This window comes from Serratia sp. DD3, from assembly GCF_000496755.2.
Map to the genome: position 1 here is coordinate 26204 of NZ_AYKS02000093.1, position 12791 is coordinate 38994.

Genomic DNA, 12791 nt, shown 5'->3' on the forward strand with positions numbered 1-12791 from the left:
TTGTTAAACACCATCCTGCTTTATCAGGCTTAAGTCACCCCATTACAACACTAGCTGTTGTCTCTCCGGTACATTATAGTAGCTAGAGGTAATACCATTAAATACCGGAGAGACCTATGGCAACAGCGACATCCATCAAACTTGGCGATGACCTGAAAAATCGCCTCCAACATTTGGCGGAATCTCGTCGTCGTTCTGCGCACTGGCTGATGCGCGAGGCGATTACACAATATGTTGAACGTGAAGAGAAACGCGAAACCTATTTGCGTGATGCACAAAATGCCTGGGACGAATTCCAGAGAACAGGCCTTCACCTCACTCAGAAAGAGGCCGACGATTGGCTGGCACAATTGGAGGCAGGTCAGGATGTGGAGCCGCCGGAATGCCACAACTGAACTGGACACCGCAAGCGCTGTCTGATCTTCAGCGTCTATACCGCTTTCTGGCCCTCAAGGATATAAATGCAGCGCGCAATGCTATCCGTGAGATCCGCCGAAGCGTAAAAATTCTGACTTACCAACCAGCATCTGGGCGGCCTGTAGTGGAGCTTTCGCCTTTATACCGTGAATGGCCGATAAACTTCGGCAATAGCGGTTATGTGGTGCTCTACCGTTTTGATGAGGATGACGTCACCCTTCTTACCATTCGCCATCAGAAAGAAGCTGGCTGGTCATAAATGGCAGCACCGCCGGATAAGACAAGCCGTTGTACTCGGTATCTACAACAATAAAAAAAATATATAGTTTGTTCTCTTCTGATAAATTTTAAAGGACGCTAAGTTTTGAAATACGCATCGGTGCCGTTAAACCAAAACCAAAATGGCTGGCTGAAAGAAAACACCTTGCCGAGCAGCTTCCCTCCGCTGATTGGTGATACCGAAGCAGACTGGGTGGTGGTCGGTTCAGGCTTTGCGGGTGTCTCATTTGCCAGAAGGTTGGCCAGTTATCGCCCTGAACTGAAAATTATCGTTATCGATGCTGATTGTGCCGCTGAAAGCTCATCCGCCAGAAATTCAGGGTTTATTATTGGCCTCCCGCATAATATCGGCAGTTCAACCGCCGAACTTAAAAAAGCCCAATCTTATCGTTCCTTATTACAAGAAGGGATCAATCAATTAACTTCCTTGATTGAGCAACAGGGCATCGAGTGTGAATGGGAGAACGTCGGTAAATATCATTGCCAGGTTGATAGTAGCAATGAGCGGATATTGCAGGAATATACCGATAATCTCGATATGATGGATGAGCCTTACCAGGTATTGGCGCAAGAAGAGCTCCAACAAAAACTAGGCAGCCGTTTTTATCATAAAGGGATCTACACCCCGAGTTCGATCCTGGTGAACCCTGCCAGCTTGATTATCGGTTTAGCCAATAACCTACCGGAAAATGTGACTGTTTATAACCATACCCCAGTGATGCAGATCCGCCACGGTAAGGTAAAGCAGGTGGTGACGCCCTATGGCAGCATAAGAACCGCCAACATCATGCTGGCGACCAACGCCCTTTCCAGAGAACTGTCCCCGGTCACCAGCAAACAGGCAGCCATGGCGACATTTGCCAGTATCACCGCACCTTTAACCCCGGAGCAACGGCAAAAGCTGCCAGAAATGGGCAGTTGGGGGCTAACACCAGTAAACGCCATTGCCGGGGCAACATTGCGCTATACCCAGGACCACCGCTTCCTGATTCGCCAACATGTGGTACCGGCGTTAAATGGCCGCGTCACCGCCGCGCAAACCTATCAAGCCACCCTGATGCACAAAAAAATATTCAACAAGGTTTACCCACAACTAACCGAAGTACCGCTGATTCGCACCTGGTCTGGCACCATTAGCGTCACCAGAAATGGCGCACCGGTTTGGGGAGAACTGCGAAAAGGCATATACACCGCTGGCGGCTGTAACGGGGCTGGGGTCTCTAAGCAAACCATCGCCGGCACACTCTTGGCTGATTACGCACTGGGGCATGACCACCCACTAATTGGTGCCATGCAAGAGTTGGGTAAAGCCAACTATCTGCCACCTTCACCGGTGTTGGATATCGCTATTGCGGCATCCCTACTCAAAGAAAGATATTTGGGGCGCAAGGAAATTTGATTATAATCCCCGCAAGCTACAGCTCACCATGCTGTAGCTTGAGTAATAAAGACCATACAATTAAAGGATTATATTAATGAGTGCATCACCTAAAGCTGCAGATATTCTCTATTCAGATTATATTAATTCATTGTCTCCTGATGTCAAAACTCATTTTGATGAGTTGCAAGTGATGATAAAAAACTCCGCCAGAGATTATTATAATGAACTTGGTGAGTGCTTATTTTTTATAACGGATAGCCACCCTTACTACGAAGATGTGAAAGATGTTTTTTATGATGCCTTTGTAAACTTATACACCAAAAACCCCTTATCCCCACAAGAAATCCCGTTATTATTTATTGGATTCCATGTTCTAGATAGAATTAACCGCCAGAGAGATCCATTAGGTTTCCTGTTAACTGACCAAGCTATCTATATACAGGACGATTTTAGCGTCTTCAAAGATAGTAGCCCTCTTCCTAGATGTTACGCTCTCCCAGCCAATCATAATGACATCGCAATTTTTGTTGATATGCTTATTGGCAAATTTAACCGTTGGAAAGACTGGGAGAATTTAGAGTTAAGTGCAGAAAAAATCATCAAGCCGAACGTTAGATTGGTTTTAATTAAGATGCTGGAAATGCTTCTTGATTATCACAGTAAAAACAATACATTACTGGAACATTCAGTTAAAGAAATTGAGCCTGCCGAATTTATTAAGAGTAGAAACCTAGAAGGCACGCTATTATTGGGTGACGACGCCAGTGCAAGCAAAAAAATCAACAAAGTGATAAAGAAATTTAAAATTCCAGCTGATGAAAGCATCAAGTTAGCATTAGTTGATTTCCCTTTCTTTGGCGGCCCCTATGGCATGGCTTTTACTGACAGCGCATTATATACAAAAGATTTGCTAGAAGACCCGCTAAGAATTCCTTTTGATAAAACAGGTCGACGTGACTTGTCTTACAACCAACAAAAAGAGTTGCGCTATAATCACGATCAAGAACTCTTCATCCCGGTACATATTAAAGAGTCCATTAGAGATGAGCTATTAGATTTATTGCGCCAGGAAATTAACAAAGTAGCGCGCTAATACCAAGCTTATAATACGATTAAGCACCTTTCCAGTTACCTCGAATACGACTTAATAGCGCATAAAGGTAACTGGTTTTTCAAGCAACAACAGAGTAACAATTAACCCAGCGCTTTCGCCTTGAGCTGTAAGTACTCACTCTCGGTAATCACACCGTCATCCCACAGTTTCTTGGCATCAGTAATCTGCTCTGCTGGCGACTTCCCTGCCACTTCACGGATATAGTCATTGGTCGCAGAAACAGAACGTTGCACTTGCGCACGATGGCGCTCTGCCATGCCTTTGCCACGGGTAATCAGATAAACCAGTGACGTTAACAGTGGGACGAACAGCAACGGGATAATCCACGCGGCTTTAGCATAGCCGTTCAATTCATGATCACGGAAAAGATCAGAGACAATCTGGAAAATGATAAACAGATAAGCAATAAAAAAGAACAGGGAAAACGATGTGACCAGTATGTCCCAAAGGGTAAATAAATGTTCTGTCATCATAGCTCCTTACAGCTAGTAGGATAAAATCACAGCATCTTAATAGATGATCGTTTCAATTATATGTCATATAAGCATTTTTTTCCATGTTAAACCGTGGCAAGCAAGGCCACGGCTACGGACACTGCCTATGGGGTTTTAACCCACAGCCTTCCCCATACGATAGAAGATTAAATAACATTAAATTTACTAAATTACTGATTTTTAATCATTTTACCATATTAAGATGAATACAATATGAGGAACATCGCCTCAGTGATGAAATTAGCATCAGCGAAAACCTATCCAATGATTTTTGTCATTTTCCTGATTAACGGAATGTTGCGGGGGAACACACTGTGCTAGGATAATTTGCCGCTATTTTGGGCACTGACGATCACTCTAACAGGATGTTCTTATGCATATAAATAATAGAAAGATTTTTGTCACCCTGGCAGCAACCTTATTCGCGGTAAGCAGCTATGCTGCTACGCCAAAATCAGTGGCTATCGTCTCCATCGTTGATCACCCGGCATTGAATGCCACGCGCGATGGTGTCATTGATGAACTCAAAGCCTCGGGTTATGACCAGGATAAAGTCAAGGTTGAATTCCAGAGTGCCCAAGGGAATATGGCCACCGCCGGGCAGATTGCCCGTAAGTTTATCGGTGACAAGCCCGATGCCATCGTAGCTATTTCCACCCCTGCCGCTCAGTCAGTGGTTGCCGCCACCAAAACCATTCCTGTGGTGTTTACTACCGTAACCGATCCCGTTGCCGCCAAACTGGTCAGCAGTTGGAAGCCCAGCGGCACCAACGTTACCGGGGTTTCAGACAGCCTTGCTATTGGTCCGCAAGTTGACTTGATGTTAAAAGTTAAACCCGATGCCAAACGTGTGGGGATGGTATTCAGCCCGGGTGAAGTCAATTCAACCGTGGTGGTCAAAGAGCTAAAAGAGGAGTTAGCCAAGCGCGGCATGACTCTCGTTGAAGCACCCGCCGCTCGTACCGTAGATGTGGCCCCAGCAGCCAAAAGCCTGGTGGGTAAAGTGGATGTGATTTATACCAATACCGATAATAATGTTATTTCTACCTACGAATCGCTGGTTGCGGTGGCGAATCAAGCCAAGATCCCGTTGATCGCCGGGGACAATAGCGTTGCCAAACGTGGTGCGGCGGCTGCGCTCGGGATGAGCTATTACGACCTGGGCCGGCAAACCGGTAAAGTCGTGGTGCGCCTGTTAAATGGTGAAAAACCCGGCACCATTGCCCCTGAAATTGGTAATAAACTCAGCTTGAGTGTCAACCCAGCAGCAGCGGCGAAACAAGGTGTCACACTACCTGCAGAATTAGTGCAATCAGCACAGGAAGTGATCAAGTAACTTTCTACGTTGATGGTTATTTTATACCCACACTCCCCCCAATTGCTGCGATCATAGCGGCACAGGGGGGAACTCCGGTATTTTACTAGGGATGGCCCACCCCATTGGGTGGGGTAAGGTTTTATGAGGTTTGCATGTCGTTAATTTCCCTGATGGGAGCATTGGAGATCGGTTTGATCTTTGCGCTGGTTGCGCTGGGAGTGTTGATTTCCTTTCGTTTGCTCGACTTTCCCGATTTAACCGCGGATGGTAGTTTCCCCTTAGGCGGAGCCGTTGCCGCCGTGATGATAGTCAGTGGTTTCAACCCTTGGTTAGCATGTGGGTTAGCGACAATCGCTGGGGCTGGGGCGGGTTGTCTCACTGCTTGGCTGCATGTGCGGCTCGGCATCCTGCAACTGTTGGCCAGTATTCTGGTGATGATTGCCCTGTACTCCATCAATCTACGTATTATGGGCGCTCCTAATCTGGCCCTTATTGGCTTACCGAGTGTTTTCACCCCCTTTATCAGCACGGTTGAAGATAATGCCTGGCTGATTCAACCGCTCCTGCTACTGGTGATTGTTATCGTGGTTAAGCTGGCGCTGGATGCGTTTCTGTCATCGGAAGTCGGCCTTGCTCTGCGTGCGACTGGGGCAAATCCTCGCATGGCGCGCGCACAGGGGATCGCCACTGGCCGTTTGACGGTAATCGGCATGGCGCTTTCTAATGCGTTGATTGCCCTGGCAGGAGCGCTGTATGTGCAAACTCAAGGCGGTGCGGATATCTCGATGGGGATCGGCACCATTGTCGTGGGTCTGGCTGCGGTGATCATCGGTGAAACACTGTTACCCGCGCGTAGCCTTTACCTGATCACCTTGGCAACCTTGCTGGGCGCACTGCTATACCGCCTGATGATTGCTCTGGCCTTGAATGCCGACTTTATTGGCCTGCAAGCCCAAGATTTAAACCTGATCACCGCCGTATTGGTCACGCTGGCACTGATCCTGCCGAAGTTAAAACAAAAACTAAAAAGCAAGCAAGGAAGACGATCATCATGATGCGTGCCGAACAGTTATTTAAAACCTTTAACCCCGGTACCCCACTGGAGAACCCGGTATTACGCGGTCTCTCTCTGAGCATTGAAACCGGGCAATTTGTTACGGTGATTGGTAGCAACGGTGCTGGGAAATCAACGCTGCTCAATGCGATCAGCGGTGATGTGACCCCCGACCGCGGTAATCTGTTTATTGGCGAGCAGGATGTCACCACTATGCCAGCCTGGCGTCGTGCAGGTATGGTCGCCCGAGTATTTCAGGATCCGCTGGCGGGTACCTGTGAGGGACTGAGTATTGAAGAGAACCTGGCACTGGCACTGCAGCGCGGTCAGCCTCGCGGGTTTCGACATGCCGTTAAAAACCAGCAACGGCAGTTGTTCCGCGACAAACTGGCTACGCTGGAATTGGGGTTGGAAAACCGCTTAGGTGACCATATGGGCTTGCTCTCGGGGGGGCAACGGCAAGCGGTCAGTTTGTTAATGGCATCATTGCAACCCTCTAAATTACTGCTGTTAGATGAGCATACGGCGGCGCTCGACCCTAAAACGGCTGCCTTTGTTTTGGCACTCACTGACCGTATCGTTGCCGAACAACAACTGACGGTGCTTATGGTAACCCACTCCATGCGCCAGGCCTTGGATCACGGCCATCGAACCGTGATGCTACACCAAGGGCGAGTAGTACTGGATGTTAGCGGTAAGCAGCGGGAAAACCTGCAAGTTACCGACCTACTGGCCATGTTTGAAAAAACACGCGGTGAAAAACTGGACGATGACGGCTTACTGCTAAGCTAGGTGGGATGCAGGGACAAGCTCATGCGTGATTCTGCCATTAAGCATAACCCGCCGCTCGAAAACTCGGGGGCTAACAGGATCACCATTGGCTTTGTCCCGCCACGCAGCCTGTTGCTTTCTGATGGTTACCACACCTGAAAACAACAGCCTGACTAAATTCGCCGTGATATCTTGTCGCTCCGCCATCTGAAAACCGGCAACAAGATCGATAGGGACATATCGAAAGGCACATAGAGAGCCCGGCGGCGAGTCCATACCTGACCAGACTGAGGATCATAATCGGTAGGTAATGTGATCCCTTCCGACTTAAAGGCACGAATACCACATGATTGCGCCGTCATAACACCACGACGCACATGGTCATGGTGCCCAATCACTGCACAAGTGCCAAGATTGGCGGCACCTTGCGCTAGTACCACGGCCTGCTGAACCACACCCAAAGTACTCAGATACTCAATCTTCCCTGCTGGGGTAAGTTTCGGCTCAATGGAAACCACGTTGGTTAATTGATACTTATTTTCCAAAAAGCGGGCGATTTCCCACTGCGCATAGATGGGGACCGGTTGCTGACTATAGAGTTCATAAACCGCCTCCGCTAATTGTTCGTTAATCGGCCCAGGATCAGCCAGAGCTTCCTGTTCACCAGGTAAAACGCTATTGCCACTGTTGGCGTTGGGGCGATTGCCAAACGATAACGCCAGAATGGAAGTCACTTCATGGATAGGACATTCTTTGGGTTGCGAAATCAAACAGATACCAAAAATCATTGTTGCCGCCTGCTGTGCCAGTACATCATCATCCAATTCAAGCGCAAGTTTATGCTGCGTTGCTGTCAACGCATCAGAAGTGGCTTCAGAGGGAATACTGGCATTACCGGTATCACAAGCCGTCAGCGCAGTAGCGACAATAGCACCAACACCATAAGAACAGAAAGTCTGCGAGTCATCGACATCCTGATTATGAACCAGATTAATCAACGCTAACGCATTTGAGTTGCATGTAAGTGACAAACCCAGTCTAGGCAGATCGCAAAATGAATACCGAACCCAGCCCCGACACCGTGGGCTCATTGCACTACCTGCCTCTGGATGCTATCAAGAAAGGCCAAGTGTTAACGATACAGGCGTTTTCACTAGGTCAATCGAGGGACAATAATGAACCGGACTCAAGCCCAGCAATTACTGCAAACTGCACTTGCCAATCCCACTGCTGAATTTCGTGATGGACAATGGGAAGCCATCGATGCTCTGGTTAACCAGCATCAAAAACTATTAGTCGTACAGCGTACAGGATGGGGTAAAAGCTCAGTTTATTTTATCAGCACCAGAATTTTCCGTAACCGAGGAATGGGGCCAACCATCATTGTTTCCCCTTTGTTGGCGTTAATGCGTAACCAGGTTGAGTCTGCTCAACGCTTGGGTTTAGTCGCTGAAACCATAAACTCAGCTAACACCGCTGATTGGCAGGCTATCACTCAACAGATCCTCAGTAATCAAATCGATTGCCTGTTGATCTCCCCTGAGCGACTGGCTAACGATGAGTTTATTGAAACTGTCTTGTCGCCGATTGCCGATCGCATTGCCTTAATGGTGATTGATGAAGCTCACTGTATTTCTGATTGGGGCCATGACTTCCGCCCCGACTACCGCCGTATTGTGAATATCCTGCGGCAATTGCCCGCCAATACACCGGTATTAGGGACCACAGCAACCGCAAATAACCGCGTAGTAGAAGATATTCAAACCCAGATTGGGGATATTCACATCCAGCGAGGAACGCTAACCCGGAAAAGCCTGGCGTTGCAAACCATGGTATTACCGGACCAGGCTTCACGCCTTGCTTGGTTAGCTCAAGTGATACCCACATTACGGGGGACCGGGATTGTCTACACGTTAACCGTTCGGGATGCTGAGCAGGTCGCCGCTTGGTTGAGAAATAATGCAATTGATGCCAAAGCCTATCACGGTAGCATTGAGGCCGAAGAGTTTGCCGATAGTAATACTTACCGTGAACATCTTGAAACTCAGCTCTTGCACAACAAGTTGAAAGTCTTGGTCGCGACGACCGCATTAGGGATGGGATATGACAAACCTGACCTCAGTTTTGTTATTCATTATCAAGCCCCTGGTTCTATTGTCGCTTACTATCAGCAGGTTGGTCGCGCAGGACGAGGCATTGATAACGCACTAGGTGTGCTGATGTCAGGGGGAGAAGATCAGAATATCCATGACTTTTTCAGGGATTCAGCCTTTCCTTCAGAATCACAAGTGAATGAAATTTTGCATCTGTTGGAAAACAGTGATGGCTTGTCACTTCGCGGTATCGAAGAGCAGTCGAACTTGCGACAAGGTCAGATTGAGAAAGTATTAAAGCTACTCAGTGTTGAAAACCCGGCTCCGGTTATAAAAGTGGCTAGCCAGTGGCGTAGAACCCCCGTGCGCTATGCGATGGATCATAATCGAATTGCCCACTTAACCAGTCAGCGAGAGCAGGAATGGGCTGAGGTACAGCATTATCTGACTTACCACGGCTGTAAAATGACCTATTTACAACAAGCATTAGATGACCATGCCCCAGCGGCCTGTGGAAGATGCGAGTCCTGCCTTGGGCACCCGGTTATCATTCAGGAAATTGACCCCGGCTTGGCCCATCGCGCAGGCATCTTCCTCAAACAGGCAGAAATCGTCATTCAACCCAAGGGACAGGTTGCACAATCCAATGCAGAATCGGCAAGAACCTTCCCCGTTTATCAGTTTCCAAGACTACTTGGCGCACTGATGGCACAACCAGGCAGAGTACTTTCCCGCTGGGGAGATGCGGGCTGGGGGCGAACGGTAGCAGAAAACAAATTCTCAGGTTATTTTTCGGATGAATTGGTCGAAGCACTGGCGGAAATGATAATGCAAAGATGGCAACCTAATCCTGCCCCAACCTGGGTGTGCCATGTGCCTTCCATAAGATATCCTGATTTAGTATCCTCGCTTGCACAACGATTAGCGTTGAGGATAGGGGTACCTTTTGTTGATGCGGTACGCAAAATTCGCGATAACCCACCCCAGCAAGGGCAGCACAATCGTTATCATCAATGCCATAACTTAGATGGCGTTTTTGAGATCACCCAATTTAACCGCAATCAGCCCGTTTTACTGGTTGATGACATCATCGATTCGGGTTGGACTCTTTCTGTTATAGCGGCATTATTACAGCGAGCAGGGAGTGGCGTAGTGTATCCTGTGGCACTGGCTTCATCCTCGGTAAGAAACTGATGAATTTATCACCCATCGCCCAATCGACCTTACTGCTCACTAGCTATTTTGGCAACCTGAGTAGTGAAGATGCCAAACCCCTTACCAATGGAGAATGGGGTCGCTTCGCGCTATGGTTGAAAAACCAATCGTTATCCCCCGCTGATTTGCTAACCTCAACCGCTAAATCGCTGCTTAATGGCTGGAATGATGCGCAGATAAGTTCTGAGCGCATTTCACAATTGCTAAACCGCGGTCATAGTTTGGCATTAGCCATGGAGAAGTGGCAAAGAGCAGGCCTTTGGGTCGTTACTCGTTCCGACGCAGAGTACCCGTGGCGTTTAAAACAACGCTTAAAAAACAGCTGCCCTCCGGTACTCTTTGGGTGTGGTAACCAGTCTCTACTGAATGCCGGGGGCTTGGCCGTTATTGGCTCACGAAATGCTCCCACTGCAGACCTCACTTTTACCGAACAAGTGGGGGTTATGGCCGCAACAGAGGGTGTTGCTATTGTATCAGGGGGGGCCCGGGGCGTAGATGAAACCGCCATGTTAGCTGCCATGCGCCAGGGCGGTTCGGTGATTGGTATTCTGGCTGATAGTTTACTGAAAACGGCCACCAGTGCTAAATGGCGTAACGGGTTAATGAATAACCATCTGGCGCTGATTTCCCCATTTTATCCAGAGGCGAGCTTTAATGCAGGCAATGCCATGATGCGTAATAAATACATCTACTGCCTGGCGGATAGTGCATTGGTGATCCATGCGGGTAAAAAAGGGGGAACGCTTAATGGCGCCCAAGAAAACCTGAAAAACTGTTGGGTACCCTTGTGGGTCAAACCAACAGATGACCGTGATGCCGCTAATGGAGACTTAGTGGCCAAAGGGGGGATTGAGTGTGAAACGGATATTCAAAACCTCAATGTTTCAGCTTTATTATTAGCACAATCACCCCCAGAGACGGCGCAATCAAAAGAAGATCAAATTGACCTGTTTTCTTAGTTAAAAATAGCGCGCCGCTCTACAATTCAGCACTAAGCGCATAGCAAGCAAGCTCCAGAAACCGTCGGAAACTTGTATAGGATGATTGCCCGGCCTATCATACTCTCCTCATCGCCATGCAAGCTGCCACTTGAATAGTGGTGGGTATAGGTGTACGTGGTAAATATCCTGCTCATGGTGGTACTGTGTAATCTTGGTACCCTATCAAAGCCAAACGAAGCTACCATGATCGGCACCATCACCCCAGCAATAGTGAAAGGATAAGCTGATGCGCTATAGTCCACCGTTTCAACTTACTCATATCATGCTGCGGCGGGTCGCGGAAATCTCTGAATCCATTGGCCGTTGGTTAGCCGTAAACCAAGACAGGTTGCAACCCGCTCTGCGACGCGAAAATCGTCTCCGTACCATTCAGGCATCGCTGGCAGTAGAACAAAATACCCTCACACTGGAACAAGTTACGGCTGTGATTGCGGGTAAAACCGTTTTAGGCACACCGAAAGAAATTCAAGAAGTACATAACGCCTTTGCCACTTATGAGGCGATGCCCAGTTGGCAAGCCACCAATATTGAGGATTTACTGACCGCGCACCAACAGATGATGTACGGTCTGATTACTGATGCCGGTCAATGGCGTAACGGTGGTGCCGGAATTTATCGTGGAGAGCGACTGGTGCATATGGCGCCACCCGCTAGCCAAGTCCCCCGACTAATGGACCAGCTATTTGATTGGCTAGCGACCACCGATGCCCACCCTTTAATTGCCTCATCAGCCTTTCACTACGAATTTGAATTTATCCACCCGTTCAGTGATGGCAATGGTCGTATCGAGCGCTTATGGCAAACTCTGATATTAAGCCAATGGCAACCGTTACTGGCCTTTTTACCAGTGGAAACAGTCATTAAATCCCGCCAGGATGATTACTATCAGGCATTTCGTCAGGCCGATGCGCGCAGTGATTGCACTCAATTTATCGAATTTTTACTCAGCGCAATAGCCACCGCACTCGCCACCGAACTACAGCAAGCAATCGAGATGGAGCAAGAAACGCGGGTAAAAACGCGGGTAGAAATGCGGGTAGAAACGCGGGTAGAAACCTCAGAGCAAATTTTGGTTCTCTTGCGTGCACAACCGCAATTATCACTGGCAGAGATTGCACAGCATCTTGGCCGTGCACCCAGTACCATTGAGCGTGCAGTGGCAAAATTAAAACGACAGCATAAACTGACCTACCTTGGCTCAAAAAAAGACGGACATTGGCAAGTATTAGTGGATACCACCACGAAGCAATAGTCTGGTGGCAAGGCCAGATTCAATGCTTCAACCGCGTGGCAGCATCACCGCGATCCTCAGGCATTCCTCCCTTACACCCATAACGAATCCCACTCTGAGTGGCTTGCTATCACTCCCTGTAGCAACAGTGAAGGCCTGCCCTCACCATAAATACAGCATGCGCAATGGCCGCCTGTCGTCTCCCTTCTTGGCACACTCGCGCCGACTCTTGCCCGGTGTTTCCAGATGATACGTGTGCTGATCCTGTCACCCGGCAAATATTCGATTTACTCAACAAGGGCCGACGTTGTGCTCAAGCTCACTTTATAGCCAGAAAAAGAACTTCAACGTTTCATAATGCAACGTTTCATTGAGACAAACGTTACATTGTGCAACGTTTTTTTTACTGTTCGCCAGACAGTA

At 48.4% G+C, this 12791-nt stretch carries 12 protein-coding genes; 10 read left to right on the forward strand and 2 right to left on the reverse strand.

The window, feature by feature from the left end; translation table 11 throughout:
- Window positions 1-116: 116 nt before the first annotated feature.
- The 4 genes from IO95_RS18930 to IO95_RS18945 all read left to right on the forward strand — a co-directional run bounded on the left by IO95_RS18930 (window position 117) and on the right by IO95_RS18945 (window position 3170).
- Entirely contained in the window at window positions 117-395 is a 279-nt protein-coding gene (locus tag IO95_RS18930; protein ID WP_023489835.1) for a CopG family ribbon-helix-helix protein, read from the forward strand.
- The gene (locus tag IO95_RS18935) at window positions 383-676 is read left to right on the forward strand and encodes a type II toxin-antitoxin system RelE/ParE family toxin (RefSeq protein WP_023489834.1); all 294 of its coding nucleotides are present in this window, start codon (window positions 383-385) and stop codon (window positions 674-676) included. The genes IO95_RS18930 and IO95_RS18935 overlap by 13 nt, the downstream gene beginning before the upstream one ends.
- 105 nt (window positions 677-781) lie before the next feature.
- On the forward strand, window positions 782-2095 hold the full coding sequence (locus IO95_RS18940) for an FAD-binding oxidoreductase (RefSeq protein ID WP_023489833.1): 1314 nt from the start codon (window positions 782-784) through the stop codon (window positions 2093-2095).
- A 76-nt stretch (window positions 2096-2171) separates the two neighbouring features.
- The gene (locus IO95_RS18945) at window positions 2172-3170 is read left to right on the forward strand and encodes a hypothetical protein (RefSeq protein ID WP_037386588.1); all 999 of its coding nucleotides are present in this window, start codon (window positions 2172-2174) and stop codon (window positions 3168-3170) included.
- A gap of 101 nt (window positions 3171-3271) precedes the next feature.
- Here the strand turns inward: IO95_RS18945 and IO95_RS18950 are convergent, their stop codons facing one another.
- Window positions 3272-3661 carry an SHOCT domain-containing protein gene (locus IO95_RS18950; protein ID WP_037386591.1) on the reverse strand — a complete coding sequence of 130 codons (390 nt, stop codon included), beginning with the start codon at window positions 3659-3661 and terminating at the stop codon, window positions 3272-3274.
- A 397-nt stretch (window positions 3662-4058) separates the two neighbouring features.
- Here IO95_RS18950 and IO95_RS18955 point away from each other — a divergent pair, with 397 nt between their 5' ends.
- The 3 genes from IO95_RS18955 (at window position 4059) to IO95_RS18965 (ending at window position 6849) form a co-directional block, all read left to right on the forward strand.
- Entirely contained in the window at window positions 4059-5021 is a 963-nt protein-coding gene (locus IO95_RS18955) for an ABC transporter substrate-binding protein (RefSeq protein ID WP_023491598.1), read from the forward strand.
- Between the two features lie 134 nt (window positions 5022-5155).
- Entirely contained in the window at window positions 5156-6058 is a 903-nt protein-coding gene (locus tag IO95_RS18960) for an ABC transporter permease (protein WP_023491597.1), read from the forward strand.
- Window positions 6055-6849, forward strand: a complete 795-nt coding sequence (locus tag IO95_RS18965; protein ID WP_023491596.1) for an ABC transporter ATP-binding protein — start codon at window positions 6055-6057, stop codon at window positions 6847-6849. The genes IO95_RS18960 and IO95_RS18965 overlap by 4 nt, the downstream gene beginning before the upstream one ends.
- Window positions 6850-7001: 152 nt before the next feature.
- On the opposite strand, the gene IO95_RS23645 is transcribed toward IO95_RS18965, so the two are convergent.
- The gene (locus IO95_RS23645; protein WP_051791288.1) at window positions 7002-7826 is read right to left on the reverse strand and encodes a hypothetical protein; all 825 of its coding nucleotides are present in this window, start codon (window positions 7824-7826) and stop codon (window positions 7002-7004) included.
- 177 nt (window positions 7827-8003) lie between these two features.
- Here IO95_RS23645 and IO95_RS18975 point away from each other — a divergent pair, with 177 nt between their 5' ends.
- The 3 genes from IO95_RS18975 to IO95_RS18985 all read left to right on the forward strand — a co-directional run bounded on the left by IO95_RS18975 (window position 8004) and on the right by IO95_RS18985 (window position 12389).
- Window positions 8004-10115, forward strand: a complete 2112-nt coding sequence (locus IO95_RS18975; RefSeq protein ID WP_023491592.1) for a RecQ family ATP-dependent DNA helicase — start codon at window positions 8004-8006, stop codon at window positions 10113-10115.
- Window positions 10115-11095 (forward strand): DNA-processing protein DprA, encoded by a 981-nt coding sequence (locus IO95_RS18980; protein WP_023491590.1) that lies wholly within the window; start codon window positions 10115-10117, stop codon window positions 11093-11095. Before IO95_RS18975 ends, IO95_RS18980 begins: the two co-directional genes overlap by 1 nt.
- Before the next feature lie 268 nt (window positions 11096-11363).
- A complete protein-coding gene (locus IO95_RS18985) occupies window positions 11364-12389 on the forward strand; it encodes a Fic family protein (RefSeq protein ID WP_023491588.1) in 1026 nt (341 codons plus the stop codon).
- The last annotated feature ends 402 nt before the right edge of the window (window positions 12390-12791 follow it).

Bases quoted from the DNA above. Each gene is read 5' to 3' on its own strand.
- IO95_RS18930 (WP_023489835.1), top strand. From the start codon at position 117: ATGGCAACAGCGACATCCATCAAACTTGGCGATGACCTGAAAAATCGC.
- IO95_RS18935 (WP_023489834.1), top strand. From the start codon at position 383: ATGCCACAACTGAACTGGACACCGCAAGCGCTGTCTGATCTTCAGCGT.
- IO95_RS18945 (WP_037386588.1), top strand. From the start codon at position 2,172: ATGAGTGCATCACCTAAAGCTGCAGATATTCTCTATTCAGATTATATT.
- IO95_RS18950 (WP_037386591.1), bottom strand. From the start codon at position 3,661: ATGACAGAACATTTATTTACCCTTTGGGACATACTGGTCACATCGTTT.
- IO95_RS18955 (WP_023491598.1), top strand. From the start codon at position 4,059: ATGCATATAAATAATAGAAAGATTTTTGTCACCCTGGCAGCAACCTTA.
- IO95_RS18960 (WP_023491597.1), top strand. From the start codon at position 5,156: ATGTCGTTAATTTCCCTGATGGGAGCATTGGAGATCGGTTTGATCTTT.
- IO95_RS18965 (WP_023491596.1), top strand. From the start codon at position 6,055: ATGATGCGTGCCGAACAGTTATTTAAAACCTTTAACCCCGGTACCCCA.
- IO95_RS18975 (WP_023491592.1), top strand. From the start codon at position 8,004: ATGAACCGGACTCAAGCCCAGCAATTACTGCAAACTGCACTTGCCAAT.
- IO95_RS18980 (WP_023491590.1), top strand. From the start codon at position 10,115: ATGAATTTATCACCCATCGCCCAATCGACCTTACTGCTCACTAGCTAT.
- IO95_RS18985 (WP_023491588.1), top strand. From the start codon at position 11,364: ATGCGCTATAGTCCACCGTTTCAACTTACTCATATCATGCTGCGGCGG.